This is a genomic window from Streptomyces sp. NPDC028711, from assembly GCF_055565415.1.
This window is the reverse complement of sequence record NZ_JBVHUJ010000001.1, coordinates 703942-726176: the sequence shown is the minus strand read 5'-3', so window position 1 is coordinate 726176 and position 22235 is coordinate 703942. Positions and strand designations below refer to the sequence as shown.

The window sequence follows — 22235 nt, the reverse complement described above, 5'->3', positions numbered from 1 at the left end:
CGCACCGTAAGGAAGACCACGATGAACACCACCCCAAGCGCGCTCGGACGCAGACAGTTCCTCACCGCCTCGGTCCTGATAGCAGGCGGCGCCGTACTCACCGGATGCACCAGTGACCCGATGAGCAGGAGCGGCGGCAACGGCAGTGCCAAGATCACGCTCAACCAGTGGTACCACGCCTACGGGGAGAGGGGCACCCAGGAGGCCGTCAAGCGGTACGCCATGGAGTACACCAAGGCCAATCCGGACGTCGCCGTCAAAATCACCTGGGTGGCCGGCGAGTACGAGACCAAGCTCAACTCCAGCCTGCTCACCGCTGACGCGCCCGACGTCTTCGAGGTCGGCGACTTCCGCCACCAGCTCGTGAAGAACGGCCAGCTGGCACCGCTCGACGACATCCTCGGCGCGCAGAAGTCCGAGTTCTCCCAGGCCGACCTGGACGCGGCCACCGTGGACGGCAAGGTCTACGGCATCAAGATGATCGACGACATCATGATGCTGTTCTACCGCCGCAGCATGCTGGAGAAGGCCGGCATCACCCCGCCCAGGACCTATGCCGAACTGGTCACGGCAGCCGACCGGCTGACCACGAAGAACGTCAAGGGCCTGTTCCTGGGCAACGACGGCATCGGCGACGCCGGCTACCTGATGGCCTGGTCCGGCGGCGGTGAGCTGATCGACGGCACGAAGGTCGCCTTCGACCGCCCGGAGACCGCTGCGGCGATCGGCGAGCTCCGCCGGCTCCACGACGCGAAGGCGCTGCTGCTCGACTTCACCACCGACTGGTACGACCCCGGCGCGATCAGTCAGAACGCCACCGCGATGCAGTGGTGCGGCCTCTGGGCGATGCCCGACATCAAGAAGAACCTCGGCGACGACTTCGGTGTGGTGCCCTGGCCGGCCGTCGGCGCCACGGGACGTCCGACCGCGCGCCTGGGCGGCTGGTACGAACTGGTCAACGCCAAGGGCAAGCACGTGGAGGAGGCCAAGAAGTACGTCCAGTGGCTCTGGCTCCAGCAGGCGGAGCTGCAGAAGGACTGGTGTGTGAGCTACGGCTTCCACGTACCGCCGCGCAAGAGCGTCGCCGCCCGGACCACCGAGTTCTCCGCCGGAGCCGCCAAGGACGCGGTGACCCTCTCCCAGCGGTACGGCAAATCCTTGTCGAACCTGTGGAACACCGCCATGGCCACCGCCTTCGGCGAGGCCGTCGCGAAGATCGCCAAGCAGCAGGTCGATCCGACCGCCGCGCTCGCCGCGGCTGCCGCCACCTGCCGGGCCGAGCTCGACAAGCAGCTCGGCTGAGGACGGGGCCGCAGATCATGGCACTGTCCACCGCACATACCGCGGAGATACCGACGGGCACGGCCCGTACCGACAAGCCTCCTCGCCGCAGGGGGCCCAAGAAGGACAGAGCGGCCATCGGCGCGTTCCTCGTCCTCACCGCACCGATGCTGCTCGGGCTCGGACTCTTCAAGTACGTGGCGATCGGCTGGAGCTTCCTCCTCAGCCTGGGAGAGGCCCGGGGCACCCTGAACCCCGTCCGCTGGGTGGGCCTCGACAACTACGCGACACTGCTGGAGGACCCCGGCTTCCGGTCCTCGCTGCTGACGGTCGTCCTGTTCACCGCCTTCATCGTGCCGGTGACGTTCGCCGCCTCGCTCTCCCTCGCGGTGCTGGTCAACCGGATCCGGCGCGGACGAGGATTCTTCCGTACGGCCTTCCTCCTCCCCGCGGCCGTCTCGTACGTCGCCGCCGCCCTCGTCTGGCGCATGAGCCTGTTCAACGGTCTGCCCTCGGGCATCGCCAACACCCTCGGCGGCCTCCTCGGCTTCGAACCGGTGGCGTGGATCGCCACCCAGCATCCGCCGCTGTACTGGGTCGTCCTGGTGACGCTGCGCCTGTGGCTGCAGGTCGGCCTGTACCTGATCCTGTTCCTGGCCGGACTCCAGTCGATCCCGCCCCAGTTGTACGAGGCGGCCGCACTCGACGGCGCGTCAGGCTGGCGCATGTTCCGGCACATCACACTGCCGATGCTGCGCAACACCTCGGTGGCGATCCTGCTGCTGATGACGATCGCCGCGTTCCAGGCGTTCGACGAGTTCTACAACATCTTCAGCGGCGGCATCGGCGCGGGCAGCGCCGCACCCGTGAACCCGCCGCTCGTCCACCTCTACAACGTCGCGCTCGGAGACCAGAACTACGGCGTCGGCTCGGCGGGCGCCTTCCTGCTCACCCTGCTCATCATCGCGGTCACCCTGGTCCAGGGCCGACTCGTCGGTCTCGGGCGGAAGGACTGACATGACGACGATCACGATGCGCCGCCGTACGGTGGGCACACTCGCCACCTACCTGGCCCTGGGACTGGCCGCCACGGTCTTCCTCCTGCCCTTCTACGTCATGCTGCGCAACGCGCTGATGACCACCGGACAGGTCACCTCGCCCGACTGGCAGTGGCTGCCCGACCCGCTCACCTTCGCCAACTTCACCGAGCTGTTCACCGACCCCGCCGTCCCCATGGCGCGCGCGCTCGGCAACTCGCTGCTCATCGCGGCCGTCACCGCACCGGTCTCGACCCTGCTGGCCTCCATGGCCGGCTACGCGCTGGCCCGGATCCCCGTGCCGGGGCGGGGAGTCGTGTTCTCGTTCATCGTGGTGACGCTGATGATCCCGGGCTCGGTGACCTTCATCCCGACCTTCGTCGTGGTCGGCGCGCTCGGCGGGGTCAACACCCAGTGGGGCATCATCGCGCCCGGCCTTTTCAACGCCTTCGCGGTGCTGCTGTTCCGCAACTTCTACCTGCGCTTCCCCGCCGAGATCGAGGAGGCCGGTCGGATCGACGGTCTCGGCCACCTCGGTGTCTACCGCCGGATCGTGCTGCCCAACTCGACGTCGATGCTCGCGGCGCTCGGCGCCCTGTCCTTCATCGAGAGCTGGAACGCCTTCCTCTGGCCGCTCGTCGTCGGCCAGGACCCGAGCACCTGGACGGCGCAGATCGCCCTGTCGACCTTCCTCACCGCACAGTCCGTCAACCTGCCCGGCCTGTTCGCCGGCGCGGTGGTGACGATCGTGCCCCTCGCCTTGATGTTCCTGGTCACCCAGCGCCACATCGTCCAGGGCATCACCCTGAGCGGCCTCAAGGACTGAGGCCGTTCCCCGACGCGGGCCGGCCTTCCCCACCGGCCCCGACCGACAGAGGAGTTCCCCCGTGTACGACTCCATGTCCCGCTCCTGTCGACGCCTGGCCCACGCCATGGCGCTCTGCGTCGCCCTCCTGCTCAGTACGCTGCTCCCCGCCGGCACCGCTCAGGCCGCGCCCGTCACCGTGCCGGTCGGCGCGCAGATCAGCGACACCGCCGGCAGCCCGGTCCACGCGCACGGCGGCGGCGTGATCAACGTCAACGGCTCCTACTACTGGTTCGGCGAGGACCGCAACGCCGACGACACCTTCCGCTACATCTCGGTCTGGCGCTCGACCGACCTGAAGACGTGGGAGTTCCGCAACCACGTCCTCACCCAGGCGAGCCACCCGGAGCTGCGGCTGGCCAACCTCGAACGCCCCAAGGTCGTGTACAACCCGGCCACGGCCCAGTTCGTCCTGTGGGCCCACAAGGAGAACGGCGTCGACTACACCGAGGCCAAGGTGGCGGTCGCGGTGTCCTCCACCGTCGACGGCACGTACACCTACCAGGGCAGCTTCCGGCCGCTCGGCCACGAGTCCCGCGACATGACCCTGTTCCGTGACGACGACGGCACGGCCTACCTCGTCTCCGCGGCCAACGACAACGCCGACCTCAACGTCTACCGGCTCACCCCCGACTACACCGGCGTGCAGTCGCTGACGCGGACCCTCTTCCCCGGCGACCGCCGCGAGGCCCCGGCCCTGTTCAAGCGGAACGGCGTCTACTTCCTGCTCACCTCCGGCCAGAACGGCTGGCTGCCCACCCAGCAGCAGTACGCCACCGCGAGCTGCGTCGCCTGTACCTGGAGCGCGAACGCCCACGTCGGCGACTCCCAGGCGTACGGCTCGCAGACCGCGTACGTCCTGACCGTCCAGGGCACCCAGGCGACCAGCCACCTCTACATGGGTGACCGCTGGGCCGGCTCCTGGGGCGGCCCGGTCGAGGACTCCACGTACGTCTGGCTTCCGCTGCGGTTCCCGACCGGCACCTCGATGACCATGCCGTACGCGAAGCAGCTGAGCATCGACACCGCCACCGGCACGATCGACCCGATCGGCACCGGCTACGACAAGCTGACGGCGCGCCACTCCGGCACGTGCGTCAAGGCCAACCAGTCGGCCGTGGTCCAGTACGACTGCACCGGCGCGACCGACCAGCAGTGGCGCATCGACTCCCTCAGCGACGGCGAGTCCCGCCTGGTCTCCCGCAGCGCCAACAAGTGCATGGACCTCGCCACTGCCGTCATCACCTGGACCTGTGGCGTCGCCAAGCCCAAGCAGCACTGGGCCGTCCAGGACCTCGGCACCGGCTACGTCCAGCTCGTCAACGGCGTCACCGGCGAATGCGCCGAGGTGGCGAACGCCTCCACCGCGAACAACGCCCAGCTCAAGCCGGCCACCTGCACCGGCGCCACCAACCAGCAGTTCCAGCGCACCTCGCTGTGACGCACCTCGCTGTGAAAGGAACCCTCGTGACCAGACCACGCTTCACGGCCGCGCTCGGCGCCGCGCTTCTGGCGGCCCTCGCCGCAGTCGTCCCGGCCCACACTCCGGCGGTGGCGGAAAGCCTCCCGCCCGGCGGGACGTCCATGCCCACCCATCCCCTCGTTCCGGCCGCCGCCTGGAGCGACGACACCGGCCGCCTGGTGCAGGCCCACGGAGCGGGCGTCTTCAAGGTCGGCTCGACGTACTACATGGTCGGCGAGGACAAGACCGCCGGCCAGACGTACTCCGCCGTCGCCTGCTACTCGTCCAAGGACCTCACCGACTGGAAGTTCGAGGGCAACGCCCTGTCCCTCCAAGCCGAGGGAGACCTGGGCCCCAACCGGGTGGTGGAACGGCCCAAGGTCATTCACAACGACACCACGGGCCAGTACGTGCTGTACGCCCACATCGAGGACAAGACGTACCAGGAGGCGAAGGTCGGCGTCGCCACCAGTCCCACCCCCTGCGGCCCGTACACCTACCGCGGCAGCTCGCGACCGCTGGGATTCCAGAGCCGTGACATCGGGCTGTTCAAGGACGACGACGGCACCGGCTACCTGCTGACCGAGGACCGCGAACACGGACTGCGCATCGACAAACTGTCCACCGACTATCTGACCGTCGAGAGCAACACGGCCCTCGTCGCCGGCTTCGAATCTCCCGCCATGGTCAAGGTGGACGGCCTGTACTACCTGTTCGGCTCCTACCTGACCGGCTGGTCCAGCAACGACAACGTCTACGCCACCGCCTCCTCCCCGGCCGGCCCGTGGAGCGAGTTCAAGAACTTCGCACCCGCCGGAACCCGCACGTTCGACTCGCAGACGTCCTCGATCGTCCCGGTCACCGGCAGCAGCGGCACCACCTACGTCTACGTCGGCGACCGCTGGAATCCCCGCAGACTGTTCGACTCGAAGCCCGTCTGGCTTCCGATCAGCATCGGCGACGGAACCGCGAAGCTGTCCTGGCACGACAGCTGGAGCCTCGACACCGCGACCGGCACCTGGTCTCCGCAGAACGCCGACACCGCGTACGAGGCGGAAGCGGCGGCCAACACCCTGACCGGAGGCGCCGTCAGAAACGGCTCCACCGTGGGATACGTCGGCCACGGAGCAGCCCTGCGCATCAACCGGGTCACGGTGAAGCACGACGGCACCTACACCGTGAAGATCAGCTACTCCAACGGCGACGCCGCCGACCGGAAGGCGACGCTCCGGGTCGACGGCGCGGCACCGATCACGCTGTCGTTCCCGCCGACCGGCGGCGACAGGACCGGAGTGGCCACCGCCACCGTGCCCCTGACCGCCGGCACCCACACCCTGGAGTTCGGCAACGCCGCGGGATGGGCACCCGACTTCGACAGGATCGCGCTGCCCAACGGTCCCTCCACGGCGCTGGCGATCGACGGGAAGCCGACCTATCCCGGCTCGCCGGTCGTCCTGACGAACCCGGGCCAGGACAACCCGCTGACGGCGACCTTCACCAACTACGGACCGGTGGACGCGGTCGCCCCCTCGATGTCGATGACGGCACCGAGCGGATGGACGGTCTCCGCCGCGAGCGACGCCCCCAAGGACAGCGTCGGTGTCGGCCGGTCCGTCGCCACCTCGTGGACGGTGAAGCCCCCGACCGGCGCGGCCCCCGGCACGTACAAGATCAAGGCCGCCGCCGACTACCGGTGGAACGGGCAGCAGCGCGCGACCATCAGCGAGACCATCACCGTCACCGTCCCGCCCCCTGCCCCGGCCGGCCACCCCTACGCCAGTGACCTGCCGATCATGTCCTCGGACGCCGGCTGGGGAATCGTGCAGCGCGACCTGAGCCCGGCCGCGAATCCGATGGTGATCGAGGGAGTCTCGTACGCGAAGGGCCTCGGCGCCCACGCCAACTCCACCATCCACTTCTACCTCGGCGGAGCCTGCCGCACCTTCACCGCCGTCGTCGGCATCGACGACGAGGACGGCCCCAGGGGCTCGGTCACCTTCGAGGTCTGGGCCGACGGCAAGAAGATCACCGAGACCGGCGTCCTGCGCGGCACGGACCCGGGCCTGCCCCTGACCGCCGACGTGACCGGCGCCACCGAACTGGAGCTGAGGGCCACCGACGCCGACGACGGAAACCACTACGACCACTCGGAATGGGCCGACGCCCGGCTGACCTGCTGACGACGGCGGGCCTCGGGAGAGCATGAGGCTGGGTGTGCGAGGCCGGAGATGATTCCACGTCACCTACGGCCTCGCGCAGCCCTGGGCACGACCGCGACGGGGGGCAGCGTGGTGCGGAGGTGGTGCGCGACGCCTGGAGTGCGCGCGTCAGCGTGGACGTGGGGCACGGACCGGGTGACGGCGGCCGTTCGGCCGAGCCTGGCTGGCAGGGCGTCAGACGGCGTCGAAAGATGATGCTGATTGGACCCCCAGACGCCCGACCCACTCAGGAGATGCCATGCACATCGGTCCCGACCCACACGAACACCCACCGGGAGGGCGGCGCCGAAGGTGGCGGATGCTCGTGCTGTCCGTCGGTCTGCTCGCGAGCGCGTTCGGCTCGGGCCAGGCGATGGCCGCCGCCGGCGGGCCGGTCGCCGCTCAGTGCGACACCGTACCGACCGGCGTCAACGTCCAGGACCACTGGCTGCGGTTCAGGGTGCCGGCGGGACTGATGCCGGACTCGCGGTTCGACGGGCGCCAGGCAAGGATCCACGTTCACCGCGTCCGGCCGGAGTACGCCAACGGCAAGTGCCCCAGCGTGGTCAACAGGGCCGCGGTGCTGGTTCACGGCAGCCGGGTGCCCGGCACGCCGTCGTTCGACCTGCAGCGCGACGCCCCTGCCGGCGGGACGCTCAGCACGCAGCGGGCACTCGCCAGGGCGGGTATCGAGACGTTCGCTCCTGACCTGCTCGGCTACGGGCGCTCGACGCGCTTCCCGGACGGTCTCGACGATCCCGGCAACGCGAGCCTCCGGCCCTACAACGCGGACGGCAGCTGCTCCTGGCCCGAGGGGTGCGACCGCAGCCACCTGCCGATCTTCGCCCTCGATCAGCAGAGGCTGCTGCTGAACAACCCGCTCGACGGGCAGCGGCGCGCCCACTCCAGCAACAGCTACTTCGGGCGCACCGACGTGTTCGCCCGCGACATCCGCCAGGTCGTCGACTACGCCATCGCGCGTGCGAGGCCCTCGGACGGCAAGGTCACCGTGATCGGCTGGTCGTTCGGCTCCATGGACCTCGCCCGGGCGCTGCACACGTCCGACATCGAAAACAAGATCAACCGTGTCGTCTTCCACGCGTCGAACTTCGAGTCGACGACCGAGGAAGTGGCCCCGCCGGGGGGCTTCACGACCTTCCCGACGACTCTCGCGCCGAAGGGCGCCTTCTTCCCTGGCCCGACGATGCCGACGCCCGAGCGCGAGGCGGCCTGCCAGGGCCACTCCAGCCCCGCCACCCAAGACCAGCTGTGGACCCAGATGATGGAGGAGGACCCCCTGGGCCGCACCTGGGGCGGTACCGACCCCGCGAACCCCGTCGGCTTCAACCGCTCGCCCACGCGCACCGTCTACGGCTGGAACGCCGACGTCGCGAACACGCTGACGACACCGGCGCTGGTCCTCCACGGCCTCGACGACGTCGTGGCGCAGCCGCGCTGGGCGAAGGCCATCTACGACAGCCTCACGGCGGCGCCCCAGAAGGTGTTGGTGCAGGTGGCCTGCGGAAGCCACGTCTTCCACCTCGGCCTCTGCGACGGTCCCCGCTGCAAGCCGACAGCGGGAATCCCGTACGGCGGCCGCGCCGGCGAAGACTTCGTCGGCGCGCATTCCACGTACCAGACGGCGCTGATCGAGTGGATCAAGCAGGGAACGTTCGACGGCGCCGAGAACGGCCACTTCATCGTCAACGAAAGCGGCGTCTCGAACCCAGCCCCAGCCCCGACGAGCAGCTGAGACCGCGTGGTCCCGCCCCAGGGCGGGACCAGTGGTGCGCGACCCGGCCCTGTGCCGGGGTGGAGATGGTCCTGGAGATCACCCCACCCGCCCGAACGCCGAAGGAGCGCAGCGCGCTCGGCGCGACGAAGCGATCGAGGTCGCCCACGACCACACCCGACCCGGCATCTGCCACAGCGTGCCGGCTCGGTCAGAGGTCGCCCTGCCGGTACGAGCGTGCGGCCGCCATGACGTCCTTGAAGCGGTCGCCGGCGAGCGCCTGCAGGGGGGCGTCGTCCTCGAGTTGCGGATTCATGCCCATCATCCAGGCGCGGGCGATGTGCCGGTTCTCGCGTTCCTCCACGTACCGGAACACCTGGAAGGCCGCGCGCAGCCGGACTTCGGAGTCGTAGCGCGGCGCGTTCTGCTCCTTGCACCACCTGCCGACCTGCTTGGGGTCCTTGATGCCGGCGAGGAAGGCCACCGTGCGCTGGCTGAAGGTGTCCTGGAGGAACTGCGCGATCTCTGAGATCGGGAAGTCCATGGATGCCTGGTGAGCGCGTGCTTCGGCTTCGGCCGTGCGTGCTCGCGCAGTCTGCTGTGTCTGCATGTCTCCTCGTTCCTCGCCGACTGCCGGTGAGGGCGCGTCAGCAAGAGGCGTGCCACAGAAGTGGCGTGGCGATGAATACGGGCGCTGGTGGGCGAGGGCTAGGAGAGCCGCTTCTGCTCGCGTCCTGCTTGCCGCTGGGGGCAGCACACCGTCTCGGCCTTGAGGAGGAGTGGGGACGTGCTGAGTGGGACGTGCTCGTGGCTGAGCCCTGGTAATTGATCTATCAGTGTCGTCAACATGGCTTCTCCCTCGTCTTGTTGACTGAAGCGTACCCGCTTAGCACACCCTTACTCCATGGTTTTCCACACGCCAAAACACACCTGAATCCCCGCTTGGAGGGTTCGACGGATGCGTACGGCCTGCGCGTTCGTGGAGATTGTCGGCGGATCGGGCCGGTTCGTCGGCCGTACAGCGTCGACCGGATCGGGTGACAGCGCGTACGGCCGAACGACGCAACCGCGTCAGCGCACGGTGAGCCCGTACTCAAGTGCCACTTCCTTGAGTTCCGCCGACTCCACGTGGATGGCTCTCCGCTCCACTTCGTTCAGTTCGGTGTCGCGGAGTATCGCCCAGCACCTTCTGCCGCCGTAGCCGGATCGGTAGACGATGCCCTCGACGAGCTGGTGACCGGCTTCGTTTCGCCTGCTCACAGCCCACGCCGCGATCTGCCGGGCGACGCGGCGGTCGCGGCCGTGGATGTGCTCGTCGGTCAGCGGCCCGGTGATGTTCCACTCCTGGAGTGTGGTGCTGAGCTCCCGGGTGAGGACCTCTCGTGTCTCCTCCGAGTCCACATCGAGGAAACGGGCCTCATCGGACGGCTTGAGGCGGACGAGAATGCGGTCTTCCCGCCAGCTGGAGGGAATGTGACCGACTTTCATGAGGTCCGTGCTGGAGAGGTCGGCGTCGCCCATCAGGTCGCGGATCTCGGGAGGCACCCGAAACGTCGCGAGGGCTTCCGCGTAGCAGCCGGTGATCTCGCTCGCGCAGTACAGCATTCCGTAGGAGTAGAGGCTGAAGCGGCCGGCACTCGAGCCGCTGGCGGTCTCCGGCTCGACACGGTTGTACTGAAGTGGGGCGTTCGCCCGGCCCAGGCGCCAGACACCCTCCGCGGGGGCGGGGACGAGGGTGACGTTCTGCGTGGTCACGAGAGCCCTCCCGTCTTGTCGGCCGTCCGGTGTGCGGCGGAACCCCGGTCGGTACGGCCGGCAGGTCGGGTTAAGGCTGTGATCATCGTTCCTCGATTCTTCTCAGGGAGTCCGGGGATACCGCGGCCGGTGATACTCGGGGTGGATCATTCAGATCCGGTCAAGGTGTAACCGGAACACGGAGGTCCCGTCGTCGCCTGTGGCCAGCACCAGGGCGGATCGGTCCCTTCTGCCGTCGGTCACGGTCCTCAGTGCTCTGACGGGTCTGCCGGTGACGATCTGAAGGAGCTTTCTGGCCCCCCGGGCCGTTTCCCAGACGTGGATACTGCTCCGTCCCGCGGCGACGAGCACCTGTCGTCGCTCCGTGAGCGTCAGCGCGGTTACCGCGCTGAGTTCGCCGTCTTCCGCGTCGAAGCGACCGACCTGGCTGCCGCTCGCCGCGTTCCACAACTTGAGAGAGCCGTCCTGCCCCGCGCTCGCGAGTGTGTGCATGCCATCCGGCGCCGGGACGAAGGCCAGATCGTTGACGACGAACTGATCGCATCGGATGGTGGGACCGCGCTGTTCGAAGGTGGACGTGTCCCAGACCCGGATGGTGCCGTCCTTGCCGCCCGAGGCCAGCAGCAGACCGTTCTGTGTGCGGCTCGTGGCCAGGCACTGGACGCTGAGATCGTGGTCGGGAAAATCGGCCAGAAGTCTGCCTGTGCGCAGGTTCCACAGACAGATCCGCCCGTCCGGGCCGGCACTCGCCAGAAGGTCCGCGTGAACGTCCGACAGAGGGACGAGCGTCCGCGCGGGGAGATGGTGGCCGGAGAGCTCGTGACGCGGGTCGCCGTGTGGGTCCGCCGGGTCGATCACCAGGATGCGATTGTCTTCGAGTGCGACGGCCAGATGCCGCATGCCCTTGATGCCGGGCCAGGCGAGGGCTGTCACGTCCACGTTGTCGAGGACGGTCCTCACCGACTGCTGCGTCGCGATGTCGCGGATGGCGACGCGGCCGGCGCGGGCCGTGGCCAGCAGGTGCGGAACGGTCGGAGACAACGAACTCGCGGTGATGCGTGCCCGCACGGGCGGTGCCGTGGAGAAGGCCTCCTCGGTCAGTGGCAGGCTCCGCAGGGTGCAGTCGGCTCCTGCCGTGATGAGCAGTTCCCTGGTCCCCACGGTGAGGGAGGAGAGGGCGGTGATGGGCTCGGTGTGTGCGGGCAGGGGATTGCCGATCGGCCGGAAGCCCGGCAGTTCCCAGAGCCGGACCGTGCCATGAGCGTCGGAGGCGGCCAGCGCCATGTGCTGGTCCACCTGGGTGGCCATGAGCGCGGTGACGGCGGACCCGTGGGACAGGTGGACCGTTTGGTGGCCGGTGCTCGCGGTGCCCCCCGTCGCTGCGCCGGTCGTCCCGGCCGTCCCGGTCGTCCCGAGAAGGAGGTTGCCCGCCTCGTCGCCCACGGCGAAGGACGCGGAAGCGGGGAGCGCTACCAGGGCACGGATCCTGGCCGGAGTCCGTAACTGGTGGGTGGACCGCGTGCCGTCGAACGACAGCACTTCGTCGTGCTGGGTGTACAGAAGCCTGTCCCACCCTTCAGGGGTGGGCAGGGCGGTGAGCACCGGTGGATGGGAGAGGTTCTCCGGCAGGGCGACCTCTGTGGCGTGGAAGGTCCCTATGTTCAAGGCCACGAGATGTCCGTCGCTGAAGGCGGCCAGCACGAGCCGGGGGTGGTTCGGGGGCCGGTAGAGGGTCAGCGAGGACACCCATGTTCCGGGGCGGCGAGGAATCGCCTCCGCGAGGTGGCGGCCGTGGCACGCGTCGACGACGTGCACCGATCCGTCGGTGCCGCCGCTGACGACGATGCCTCCCGGCAGGGCGAGCAGGTGCTCGACGATGCCGTCGTGCACGGACAGCGGTGCGTAGGCGTTGCTTCCATCGCGGTGCAGGACATGCAGGTCGCCACGGTCGTCGCCGGCCGCGATCAGAGCGAGACGCCCCCGGAAGTCTTCCACGGCTGCCATGGCCGTGACGGTGTGCCGGGTGATGGCCCAGGGCTGGGGCAGTGTCGGCTTGTCGCTCCACTCCAAGGTGACCGGCGGGTCGACGAACGCGGCCGGCTGTGAGGACGGGGCCTCGGAGTACCCGGCGATGCTGTGAGCCAGCTGCAGGCTGGTCATCAGGGACACGGGGTCCACCGCCCGTGCGAAGGGTTCCAGTCCGGCCCACGTACGGAGCCATCGGCTGTCTTCGGGGTTGCCGTCATCCGTTGCGAGGAGCCGGCGAACCTCCCGGCTGCTTTCCCAGGGGAGGAGTGCCGGCGGTACGTGCGCGTCATCGAGTACATGGCCTCGTGCCGCGTGCTCCGCCAGGTGGCGTCGCAGGTAGGGGTGGGGCGGGACTCCCGGATCGGCGGGTACGAGATCGGCGAGTGCCGCCGCGATCCGGCGGTGGACGTCGGCGTGCGGCTGCCCGCCTTCCTGGTGGTCCGTCATCGGGCACCTTCGTCGGCGAGCAGGTCAGCCTGTGTGTTCCGCAGCAACGACGCCAAAGCTTCGTGCGCGGGCCGGTACACGAGGCGGTCGTCCTCGTGGTCATGGGCCAGGTAGCCGCTGAGTCGGCCGGTCAGCAGCTTCTCGATCATGAGGTCCCACTCCTGGGGAGGAAGACTTCGCTGGAGGAACACTCCCGCGATGTTGGGCCAGATGTTGGACCAGGGCACCCCGGCGCCCTGGGCGAAGGCTGCCGCCCGCAGCAGGGCCAGAGCCACCTCGGCGGGAAGTCCCTCTTCCTCGACTATTTCCAGGTCCCTCTGCAGCAGGCCACGGATGCCCTGCTTCAGCCGGTCCTGCCACGCGGTGTCGCTCGCCATGGCCGCAGGGTCGGGCGCCACCCGCAGTTGTTCACCGGCGAGGCGGGCGTCGATGAACGAAGGACTGATCATCGGCGCGATCCGGGCGGCGACCTGGCGCGCCACGTCGTCCCGGCCGCCCACGCTGATCAACGCGGTGAGGTACTCCTGGATGTGGCTCCGGGCGTCATCACCGTCCGTCCGCTCCACTTCGGCTGCCGGAAAAAGGCCTCTGAGAGCTTTCAGGAGGCCGTACTCCTCGTCCTCGGTGGCGTCACCGGCGGCGCTGGGGAGCGGCCGGCTGGAACGTACGCCCAGGACGAGACGTACGGCTGGGTCAGGACGGTCACGCGACGGTTCCTCCGCCTGGCGTTGCCCGGGGAGACGAGGAGAACAGAACTCGGCGAGGGGCTCGAGAACGCCGCGGAGGACTCGGGCGCATTCGACGGACTCGTCCAGGCCGTCGATGACGAGGGTGACGGGCTTGCCGGAGGTACGTACGACCTCGACGATCTGCTGTGACCAGCGCACCAAGGCGTCGTCCGCCGGCTGCGTCGTCGGCTCCGGCTCGGTGCCGAGAGCCCGCAGGATGTCGGCGGCAACCTGGGCGGCGGTTCGACGGTGCGCCAGAACGGCCGCACTGACGGCTCCTTCAGGAGGAATCGTGTCCGGGGCGGCGAGTTCGAACGCCTCCTTGTAGAGCGGATCCTGACGGAACGAGGCATCGCTGAGCACGACGGCCCGGGCCACGACCGCCGACTTGCCGCTGCCCACAGCCCCGGTGATGAGAAGGACGCCGCGGTCCCGTGTCGGTCCGAGGAAGGCCGCGACACGACGGTTGAGCGTCTCCCTTCCACGGAAATACCATCCGGTGTCGGCCTCGTGGGCACGTCCCGTGGCCCGGTCGAGCCAGTGCTCGGCGGCGGCCAGATCCTCCAGCGCAGAGCCGGCGGCGCGAGGATCGACGTATCCCGGATTGGGAAGGCACGGGCTCTGAAAAGTGGAGCCGCTTCCGTCGATGAGATGGTGCAACCGGAACCGCTGCCGGTCCTCCTCGTTCCGCAGTCCCTTCTCGTACTCGGCGATGAAGTCGGCCACCGCGAGGTGAGGCGTGGTGATGCCGGCGTTCGTCCGGAGCCGCTGATGCACGTCGCGCAGCAGGGTCGGGAACCTGCGCACCTGTACGGTCTGGTCGTGGCCGCACGTCGCGATCACGTCCAGACGGCAGCCTTCGCGGCGGTCACGGCGGATGTTCTTGTACAGGGCGTCGAGCTCCGAGCGCAGGCTGCCCGCGTAGCAGGTGTTGACGATCACCAGCACGTTTTTCACGTGGGAGTCGAGCACCGCCCCGATGATGTCGCTCGTCCTTACGGCGGTCGCCAGCGGCCGCTTGTCGTCCGACCGCGGGAGTCTGAGGAAGTGAACGTCGGACGAGCCGCTGATGCCATGGCCGGTGATGAACATGACGAGCGCCAGACCCTGTGTCTCCCGCACTTCCTCCGCCCGCAGGAAGTCCTCGACGTCGTCCCGCGAGCGCAGCTCCGGGGCCGGTACCTGACGGAAGCCGGCGCGTGCCCCGTCCAGTCCCCACCACTGGGCCATCACGCTCAGCTGTTCGTCGATGCCCTCCGCGAACTCCTCGTCCAGGCCGCCCTCGTCATCGTTCTCGTAATCGCGTACGGCGAGCGTGAGGAGAGTCCGTAATTCCGATGGATCGGCGGCGCTGTCGGCCCCCGCTGACGCGGACTTTCCCGCAACAGGGCCCCCGGCATGAATCATCTCACTAGTGTCGCAGGCATGAACCAGCCGACGCAGGGGTACATCCCTTCTCTGTCATCTCGCGGGGAGCCTCCGGTGGTACCTGCCGTCACTCATGACGCCGTTGTCGTCGTGCCCGGCATCATGGGCAGCGAGCTCTACGACACCGCACAGGACAGGGTCATCTGGGGGCTGGCCGACACCGGTTGGCTCGCCAGGGCCTGGCTCACGCCCACGGGACTGACGTCGCTCGGGCTCACGGGGGAGGAGCGGGAAGGAGAGCTGGGGCGGGTCAAGGCCCGCAGCCTTCTGCGGGTGCCCGCCTGGAGCCCCTTCCTGCGGGGCATCGAGCCCTACCACCACCTCGTGCGGACCATCGAGGACAACGTCGCCCACCGCGACGCCATCATGACCTTCCCGTACGACTGGCGCCTGCCCGTCGCCGCGCACGCCGAGGAACTCGCCACCGCCGCTCGCGAGCACCTCACCCGATGGCGGACCCATCCGGCTCACGCTGCGGCCCGACGCAACGCCGTTGACCAACGAGAGGCACGGCTCGTCTTCATCGCCCACTCCATGGGCGGCCTCGTCACCTACGCGGCCCTCACCCTCGGCGGCGACAGCGACCTGGCGGACGACACCCGCGGTGTGATGACCCTGGGCACGCCTTTCCAGGGATCGGTCGTCGCCACGGCCATCCTCAACGCCCGGCAGGGCGGGCCCCTCCCGCTGCCGCACAACCGCCTGTCCCGGGCCGCCGCCACCATGCCCGGCGTCCACGACCTGTTGCCTCGCTTCCTGTGCCTCGAGGACGGCGCCGACGTCCGCCGCCTCTCAGCCGTGGACGTCGCCGACCTCGGTGGCGACAAGGAACTCTTCCAGGCCTCCCAGGCCTTCTTCGACACCCTCTACGACCGGCGGCCGCCATCCCACCTCAGGCCCGTCGTCGGCATCCGCCAGGCCACCGTTCAATCCCTGCAGCTGGACGCCGGCGTTGTCCGCACCTCCGAATACGGATTCCGCGCCGACACCGATGGCGAACTCAAACGGGACGAGCACGGCCGCCCCACTCGCTTCCCCGGCTGGGGCGACGGCACCGTCCACCGGGGATCCGCGTCACTGATCCGCCGAGTCGTCCCCCTCTACGCACAGCACGGAGCTCTCGCGAGCGGCAAGGAAGCGCGACGCACCATCGCCGACTTCCTGCTCGAAGACGACCACCTCGGCCCCGACCAGGCGGACGGCGGTCTGGGCCTGAGCGTCCCGGACTATGTCACCCCCGACGAGCCGTGGCACCTGTATGTAACGGGCACCGACGACCCCGCCGGAGTCCGCTGCACCGTCTCGGCCGTCGACACCGACCACCTCACCAGGGCGTCGCTGGAGGCGGACAGTGGCAACAGGCTCCGCGCCGCACTCAGCGTCCCGGCCGGCGGCCTGTACCGGGTGACGGTCACCGCCGACTACAGCTCCACACTCACCCAGCTGGTCTTCGCGGGACCGGCCGACCAGGACTGACCGGCCAGGAGCCGTCGCCGCGGCCGGCGCCTCCCGTCGACGTAGTGCCGCCGTGCAGGTCGACAAAACGCCGCCGGGCCGGCGGAAGGCCGGCCCGGCGGTCCCGGAGTCAACAGTGCGGCGTCAGCCGTCCAGTCCCAGTTCGGACCCGTACCGCTCGGTCAGGGCCTGCTCGAGCACCGGTGCGACCTTGAGCGCGAACCCCTCGGAGACGTGGTGCCGGTCCCGGTACACCAGGGTGTCGCCCACCACCACAGGACAGTTCCCGCCCGGGGAGCAGAGCCAGGGGCGCGTCTCGATGACGTCGACACCGGTCTTCTTCCCGGCGTCCCGGACCGCCTGGGTGACGAGCGGAGCGGCGTCCGCGTTCTTCGTGGTGCGCCCGCAGGCCGGGAGGTCGAGCGGCCTGGCGATGGCGCAGTCGAGGGCGTGCTGCGCCAGGTACGGGATGTCGGTCAGGGCCGCCACCCGCGCACCGCTCTTCTGCAGGTCCTGATAACCCTCGACGAGTCCACGGGTCCACTCGGTCCGCGGGTCCAGCGTCTTGTCGGACAGAGGGTTGTGCACCGCGAACGAGGTGAGCACCAGATCGGGCTGGAGAGAGGCGATGTACTCGACCGCCTTGGCGCGCCACTGGTTGCACTGCTCGTACGGACCGCCGCGGCCGGCGTGGACCGTGGTGACCTTGCCCGGCTTGCAGTGCGCCTTGGTGAGGGAGACGAGCCGCCAGTGGTGCTTGTCGGCCAGCGCGTCCATGGCGGGGAACCACTGCGTGATGTGCGAGTCGCCGAAGAGGACGACCAGCCGGTCGCCGTTCTTGTCGCCGTACTCACAGGGTGTCTTCAGCGCCACCGTGTCGGGCGAGGCGTGGCAGCCGTTCAGGAACGGCGTGCCCGGGGTGACGGTGATCTGGTCGATTCTCGGCTGCAGGTTGCCGGGAAGCTTGGCGGGCGCGACGTCCAGCAGGTCGGCCAGCGCCCGCTCCGGCTGGTCCGCCGTGGCGATCGCCTGCCGCAGGTCGGGTCCGTCGGGGCCGGTGTCGACCTTGAGCGGGATCTGGGCGGCGAGCAGGGCGACGGCCGCCGTTCCCGCCGTCAGCCCGAGCCCGAGCGACAGGCCTCGCCACGACGCACCCTTGAAGGCCCGGTGGAACCGCACCGGGTCCTCCACGAACTTCAGGGTCAGCCAGGCCAGGTTCAGCGCGAGCACCGCCGCGAGGAGCTTGACCAGGGCCCGGTCCTCGCCGAGTTCCGCGGGCAGGAGCACGATGAGCGGCCAGTGCCAGAGGTACCAGCTGTACGAGAGCCCTCCGATCCACACCGCCGGCCTCAGGCCGAGCAGCGCGCCGGCGCCGTACCGCGGCCCGCCGTCCTTCATGCCTGCCGCGAGCACGGCCACCGCGCCGAACACCGGCACCACGGCGTACCCGCCGGGGAACGGCGTGGACTCGTCGAAGGCCAGGGCCGCGTACGCGATCGCCGCCAGGCCCGTCCAGCCGAGCAGCGCCGCCACCGGGCCGGGCAGCCGCGCGATCCGGTCGCCCGTCAGCGCGAGCAGGGCGCCGGCGCCGAGCTCCCAGGCGCGGGCGGGGGATCCGAAGTACGCCCAGGAAGGGGACGTCTCGATCCATTCCAGATTAAGGAGGAACGATCCTGCACAGATCACGACAAGGAGGACGGCGAGCACCAGCCGACGACGCGCCAGCCACCGCACGGCCAGGAGCATCACCAGCGGCCACACCAGGTAGAACTGCTCCTCCACGGCCAGCGACCAGAAGTGCTGGAACGGGGAGGGCGGAGCGTCGGCGTTGAGGTACTGGGTCCCGGCGTCCGCCAGATGCAGATTCACGAAATACAGGGCGCTCGCGAAGGCGTCCTTGGTGTACTCGACGAACCGCAGCGGCCCGAGGAAGAGCCAGGCGCCGGCCAGGGTGGCCAGGACCACCACGGTGGACGCCGGAAGCAGACGCAGCGCCCGCCGGGCGTAGAACCGCCGCAGCGATATTCGGCCGGTCGACTCGACCTCACGGAGCATCAGCGAGGTGATCAGGAAGCCGGAGATGACGAAGAACACGTCCACGCCGACGTAACCGCCGGCCAGGCGGCTGATGCCCGCGTGCGACAGCACCACGAGACCTACCGCGACGGCGCGGAGCCCCTGGATGTCCAGCCGCATCCCCGCACCTCTGGGCGCACCCCCCGACGCGGGAACGACGGGCGGCGCGGGGGCCGCCGGCGTCCTTTGGGCCACATCTACGACCTGCACTTGATGCTCTCTCCCCTGCCGACGCACCGGCTCTGGTGCTGGTCGGCGAATATATCCCAAGCCTCCCGCCCGCCTCAGAACCGATCCCCGGCACCGGGAACAATCCGCCGGGCCCCGGAGTTCCGGCGATCATGACGACACAGCCCGCAGTCCTGCGCTACACCGCTTTCTCCTCCGACCCCCTGGGCGGCAACCCCGCCGGCGTCGTGCTCGACGCGGCCGGACTCGACGACGACGCGATGCTCGCGATCGCCGCCGACCTCGGCTACAGCGAGTCGGCGTTTCTGACCGCTCCGCCCGAGGACCTCGGCGGCGACAGCGGGCGTGCGTTCACGATTCGGTATTTCAGTCCCAAGGCCGAGGTCCCGTTCTGTGGTCACGCCACCGTGGCGACGGCCGTCGCCCTCGGCGAGCACATAGGCCCCGGCGACCTGGTGTTCGCCACCCGGGCGGGGACCGTGCCGGTGAGCGTGACCGAGGAGGCCGGTGTCCTGCGGGCCACGCTCACCACCGTCGAACCGCACGTCGAGACGATCGGCGACGCGGACCTCGCCGAGGCGCTCGCCGCCCTCGACTGGCCCGCCGCCGACCTCGACACCGCCCTGCCGCCGCGCATCGCCTTCGCGGGCGCCCGCCACCTCGTCCTCGGTGCGGCGAGCCGGGAGCGCCTCGCGGACCTCGCGTACGACTTCTCCCGGCTCGAAGCGCTCATGCGCCGACTCGACCTGATCACCGTGCAGCTGGTGTGGCGCGAGTCCCGGACCGTCTTCCACGTACGCGACCCCTTCCCGGTCGGCGGCGTCGTGGAGGACCCCGCGACCGGCGCGGCAGCCGGTGCCTTCGGTGCCTACGCCCGGGAACTCGGACTGGTCCCGGACTCCTCGGTCCTCACCCTCCACCAGGGCGCCGACATGGGCCGCCCGGGCGTTCTGACCGTGGAACTGCGCGAAGGCGACACCCGGGTGCGGGTCAGCGGAACCGGAGCGCGCATCGCCTGAGGACGCCCGGTCTCCGGGGTCAGAACCTGAGGACGAAGTTGTGGACGGTGCCGGTATTGCCCGGCATGACGTCGTCGACGCGGAGCTTCCACGTGCCGTTGGCGGTCTTGCCCCGGGTGTCGACGGTGTACGTCTTCTTGATCACGCCACCCTGCTCGGGTGATCCGGAGCCCTTGAGGAGGATCAGCGAGCCGTCCGGGGCGACGAGGTCGATCTTGAGGTTGGCGAGATTGGCGTGCTCGACGTGGACGTAGACCTGTGTACGGGCCGAGCCGGTGCCGGTCAGGCCCGTGACCGTGGTCCAGATCTGCTCGTAGTCGTCGTCCGGGATCTGCTTGACGGTCTGGTTCTCGTACGAGGGGAACCCGAGCGACCAGCCGTTGAGCTGCCCGGTCGAGCCGCCCGCGGAGTCGGTGACCTTCAGGGTCCAGGTGCCGGCGGCCGTGGCGGCGGTGGCGTCGACGCCGTAGGTGGTCTTCAGGGCGCCACCGGGCTCGGAGCCGTACGGCTTGAGGGTGAAGGTCCTGTTGTCGGGACTGGTCAGGGTCAGGCCCAGGTCGCCGATCCTGGTGTGGGCGAGGTCGACGTACACCTGCGAGGGGCCCGAGGCGCTGCCGGTGACACGCGAGACGGCGACGGTGGAGGAGGCGGTGCCCGTGTCGGGGATCGCCTTGACCGCCGTGTTCCTGAACGGGGTGGGGAAGAGCAGCGACCAGGTGTTGAGGCTTCCCACGGAGCCGTTGTCCATGTCGGTGGCGCGCACGCGCCACTCACCGTTGGAGGGCTGCCCGGTGGCGTCGACGGTGAAGTTGCCCGTGAACGAGGTTCCGCTGCCGGTGTTCGTCAGGTCCTCGCTCTTGAGCGGGTACGCCTTGCCCGTGGGCGAGACGAGTTCGAGGCGGATGTCGCCGATCCAGGCGTGGCTGTAGCTGACCTTGACGGAGAGATCGTTCGGAGCGCCGTTCGGGTGCCCGGTGATCAGGATCGGGGAGTGGGCGGGGGTGCCGGGGACCTTCGTGCCCGCGCTGTCCGGGATGGCCACCGGCACGTCGTTGGAGAAGCGGAAGGCCAGCGGCTTGCCGGTGCCGTCGCCCGGCGCGGGCAGGGCGCTGCCGACGGCGGCGCGGACGTCGATACGGGGTGTGGTGGCGCCGGTGTAGGTGAGGGGGGTGCCGGTGCCGGCCAGGCGTGAGACGAGGCCGGAGATCGTTTCGGCGGGGTGGGCCTGCTTGAGCACCGCGAGGGCGCCGGCGACGTGCGGAGCGGCCATCGAGGTGCCGTTCCTGCTGCCGTAGGTGCCGCCGGGCATCGAGGAGACGATGCCGGTGCCGGGAGCGAGCAGGTCGAGCAGCGGGCCGCGGTTGGAGAAGGTGGAGAGCTGGTCGTCGTCGGTGGTGGAGCCGACGGTCACGGCCGTGGACACGCAGCCCGGGTTGGTGACGGCGTCGGTGAAGCCGTTGTTCCCGGCGGCGATGACGGTGGCGACGCCCTCGGCGAGGAGGCTGTCGATGAGCGCCTTGCGGGAGTCGCCGTCGCAGGCACTGGTGTGACGTCCGGCGCCCAGGCTCACGTTCGCGGCGACGACGGGCGTTCCGGCCCTCTTCAGCGCGAGGACCTTCTCAAGGCCCTTGGCCTGGGAGCTGGCGTAGCTCAGGACGCAGGGGCTCGCGCCCGCGCCGCAGTACTTGTCGCTGTCGAACCGGGTGAACACCTGGATGGCCGCGATGTCCGCTCCCGGAGCGACGCCGTGCGCGGGAGCGCCGGTCACGCCGGTGCCGTCACCCGCGACGATCCCGGCCACATGGGTGCCGTGGGAGCAGACGGCGGCCGGCATGGCGGCGCAGGGACCGGCGCCGGTGTCCGCGGTGCCGGGGCCTTCCTCCGTGGTGCCTCCGTCGGGGCAGAGGCTGGAGGCCCCGATGGCGGCGTCGTTGACGGAGAAGCAGGCCTCGGCCGTGACGCGCCCGGAGAGGAAGGGATGGTGGACGGAGACGCCGGTGTCGAGGACGGCGACGGTGGAGCCCGCTCCCGTCAGGCCGGCGGCGGTGGTCGTGGCGCTCCCGATGACCGCGGTGGATTCGTTCAGCGTGGGCGGCGCGGGGACGTCCTCGGTCACGCTGACGACGCCCGGGGTGGCGGAGAGCTCGGTCAGGCCCGCGCTGTCGACGCGCAGGGTGACCAGGGGGAGGGTGTCGTAGGAGACGAGGGTCTCGCCCGCCCGGGAGGCGGAGGAGAGGTCCGCGCGCTGGTCGGTGACGACGTTGACGCGGACGGTGGAGCCGTCCTGCGTGGCGTCGAAGAGCGGAGGGTCGACGGGACCCGCGCCGTCGGCGGTGGGGACGGGGTCGTCGGACAGGGGGGCGCTGTGTGCGGGTATCGCGGTGAACAGCAGGGCCGCTGACACGGCCGTCACCAGAGCCCACGCGGGTCTCATCACTGGTGCTCCATCGAATCGGGTGATCGGGTCGTCGGGTACGTACGAAAGGGCCGGGCGGGGACGCGGAGGGGCCGGGCAGCAGGGCGCTGCCCGGCCCC

General features: G+C 69.7%; 14 protein-coding genes. 8 read left to right on the top strand and 6 right to left on the bottom strand.

Features of this window, described 5'->3' with window-relative positions; genetic code table 11:
• The first annotated feature begins 21 nt into the window (after positions 1–21).
• From ACZ4VK_RS03245 to ACZ4VK_RS03220, 6 genes are all read left to right on the top strand, one after another.
• Positions 22–1302, top strand: a complete 1281-nt coding sequence (locus ACZ4VK_RS03245; protein WP_468347894.1) for an ABC transporter substrate-binding protein — start codon at positions 22–24, stop codon at positions 1300–1302.
• A 17-nt stretch (positions 1303–1319) separates the two neighbouring features.
• A complete protein-coding gene (locus ACZ4VK_RS03240; RefSeq protein WP_468347892.1) occupies positions 1320–2297 on the top strand; it encodes a carbohydrate ABC transporter permease in 978 nt (325 codons plus the stop codon).
• A gap of 1 nt (position 2298) precedes the next feature.
• Complete coding sequence (locus ACZ4VK_RS03235; protein ID WP_468347890.1) at positions 2299–3144, top strand: carbohydrate ABC transporter permease; 846 nt, start codon at positions 2299–2301, stop codon at positions 3142–3144.
• A gap of 73 nt (positions 3145–3217) precedes the next feature.
• The gene (locus ACZ4VK_RS03230) at positions 3218–4624 is read left to right on the top strand and encodes an RICIN domain-containing protein (RefSeq protein WP_468348832.1); all 1407 of its coding nucleotides are present in this window, start codon (positions 3218–3220) and stop codon (positions 4622–4624) included.
• 26 nt (positions 4625–4650) lie between these two features.
• Positions 4651–6825 carry an NPCBM/NEW2 domain-containing protein gene (locus ACZ4VK_RS03225; RefSeq protein WP_468347888.1) on the top strand — a complete coding sequence of 725 codons (2175 nt, stop codon included), beginning with the start codon at positions 4651–4653 and terminating at the stop codon, positions 6823–6825.
• Between the two features lie 337 nt (positions 6826–7162).
• Positions 7163–8596 carry an alpha/beta fold hydrolase gene (locus ACZ4VK_RS03220; RefSeq protein WP_468347886.1) on the top strand — a complete coding sequence of 478 codons (1434 nt, stop codon included), beginning with the start codon at positions 7163–7165 and terminating at the stop codon, positions 8594–8596.
• A gap of 190 nt (positions 8597–8786) precedes the next feature.
• Here the strand turns inward: ACZ4VK_RS03220 and ACZ4VK_RS03215 are convergent, their stop codons facing one another.
• The 4 genes from ACZ4VK_RS03215 to ACZ4VK_RS03200 form a co-directional block, all read right to left on the bottom strand.
• Entirely contained in the window at positions 8787–9119 is a 333-nt protein-coding gene (locus tag ACZ4VK_RS03215; protein ID WP_468347884.1) for an XRE family transcriptional regulator, read from the bottom strand.
• 527 nt (positions 9120–9646) lie between these two features.
• Entirely contained in the window at positions 9647–10330 is a 684-nt protein-coding gene (locus ACZ4VK_RS03210; RefSeq protein WP_468347882.1) for an RES domain-containing protein, read from the bottom strand.
• 150 nt (positions 10331–10480) lie between these two features.
• Positions 10481–12805 carry a WD40 repeat domain-containing protein gene (locus ACZ4VK_RS03205; protein ID WP_468347880.1) on the bottom strand — a complete coding sequence of 775 codons (2325 nt, stop codon included), beginning with the start codon at positions 12803–12805 and terminating at the stop codon, positions 10481–10483.
• Positions 12802–14940 (bottom strand): AAA family ATPase, encoded by a 2139-nt coding sequence (locus ACZ4VK_RS03200; protein ID WP_468347879.1) that lies wholly within the window; start codon positions 14938–14940, stop codon positions 12802–12804. The genes ACZ4VK_RS03205 and ACZ4VK_RS03200 overlap by 4 nt, the downstream gene beginning before the upstream one ends.
• 75 nt (positions 14941–15015) lie before the next feature.
• On the opposite strand from ACZ4VK_RS03200, the gene ACZ4VK_RS03195 reads away from it, so the two are divergent.
• A complete protein-coding gene (locus tag ACZ4VK_RS03195) occupies positions 15016–16437 on the top strand; it encodes a lipase/acyltransferase domain-containing protein (RefSeq protein ID WP_468347877.1) in 1422 nt (473 codons plus the stop codon).
• A gap of 123 nt (positions 16438–16560) precedes the next feature.
• On the opposite strand, the gene ACZ4VK_RS03190 is transcribed toward ACZ4VK_RS03195, so the two are convergent.
• Entirely contained in the window at positions 16561–18612 is a 2052-nt protein-coding gene (locus tag ACZ4VK_RS03190) for an acyltransferase family protein (protein ID WP_468347875.1), read from the bottom strand.
• A 221-nt stretch (positions 18613–18833) separates the two neighbouring features.
• Between ACZ4VK_RS03190 and ACZ4VK_RS03185 the strand changes: the two genes are divergently transcribed.
• On the top strand, positions 18834–19700 hold the full coding sequence (locus ACZ4VK_RS03185) for a PhzF family phenazine biosynthesis protein (protein ID WP_468347874.1): 867 nt from the start codon (positions 18834–18836) through the stop codon (positions 19698–19700).
• Between the two features lie 19 nt (positions 19701–19719).
• Here the strand turns inward: ACZ4VK_RS03185 and ACZ4VK_RS03180 are convergent, their stop codons facing one another.
• Complete coding sequence (locus ACZ4VK_RS03180; RefSeq protein ID WP_468347872.1) at positions 19720–22134, bottom strand: proprotein convertase P-domain-containing protein; 2415 nt, start codon at positions 22132–22134, stop codon at positions 19720–19722.
• Between the last annotated feature and the right edge of the window lie 101 nt (positions 22135–22235).

Bases quoted from the DNA above. Each gene is read 5' to 3' on its own strand.
- ACZ4VK_RS03245 (WP_468347894.1), top strand. From the start codon at position 22: ATGAACACCACCCCAAGCGCGCTCGGACGCAGACAGTTCCTCACCGCC.
- ACZ4VK_RS03240 (WP_468347892.1), top strand. From the start codon at position 1,320: ATGGCACTGTCCACCGCACATACCGCGGAGATACCGACGGGCACGGCC.
- ACZ4VK_RS03235 (WP_468347890.1), top strand. From the start codon at position 2,299: ATGACGACGATCACGATGCGCCGCCGTACGGTGGGCACACTCGCCACC.
- ACZ4VK_RS03230 (WP_468348832.1), top strand. From the start codon at position 3,218: ATGTCCCGCTCCTGTCGACGCCTGGCCCACGCCATGGCGCTCTGCGTC.
- ACZ4VK_RS03220 (WP_468347886.1), top strand. From the start codon at position 7,163: ATGCTCGTGCTGTCCGTCGGTCTGCTCGCGAGCGCGTTCGGCTCGGGC.
- ACZ4VK_RS03215 (WP_468347884.1), bottom strand. From the start codon at position 9,119: ATGGACTTCCCGATCTCAGAGATCGCGCAGTTCCTCCAGGACACCTTC.
- ACZ4VK_RS03205 (WP_468347880.1), bottom strand. From the start codon at position 12,805: ATGACGGACCACCAGGAAGGCGGGCAGCCGCACGCCGACGTCCACCGC.
- ACZ4VK_RS03200 (WP_468347879.1), bottom strand. From the start codon at position 14,940: ATGATTCATGCCGGGGGCCCTGTTGCGGGAAAGTCCGCGTCAGCGGGG.
- ACZ4VK_RS03190 (WP_468347875.1), bottom strand. From the start codon at position 18,612: ATGCGGCTGGACATCCAGGGGCTCCGCGCCGTCGCGGTAGGTCTCGTG.
- ACZ4VK_RS03185 (WP_468347874.1), top strand. From the start codon at position 18,834: ATGACGACACAGCCCGCAGTCCTGCGCTACACCGCTTTCTCCTCCGAC.
- ACZ4VK_RS03180 (WP_468347872.1), bottom strand. From the start codon at position 22,134: ATGAGACCCGCGTGGGCTCTGGTGACGGCCGTGTCAGCGGCCCTGCTG.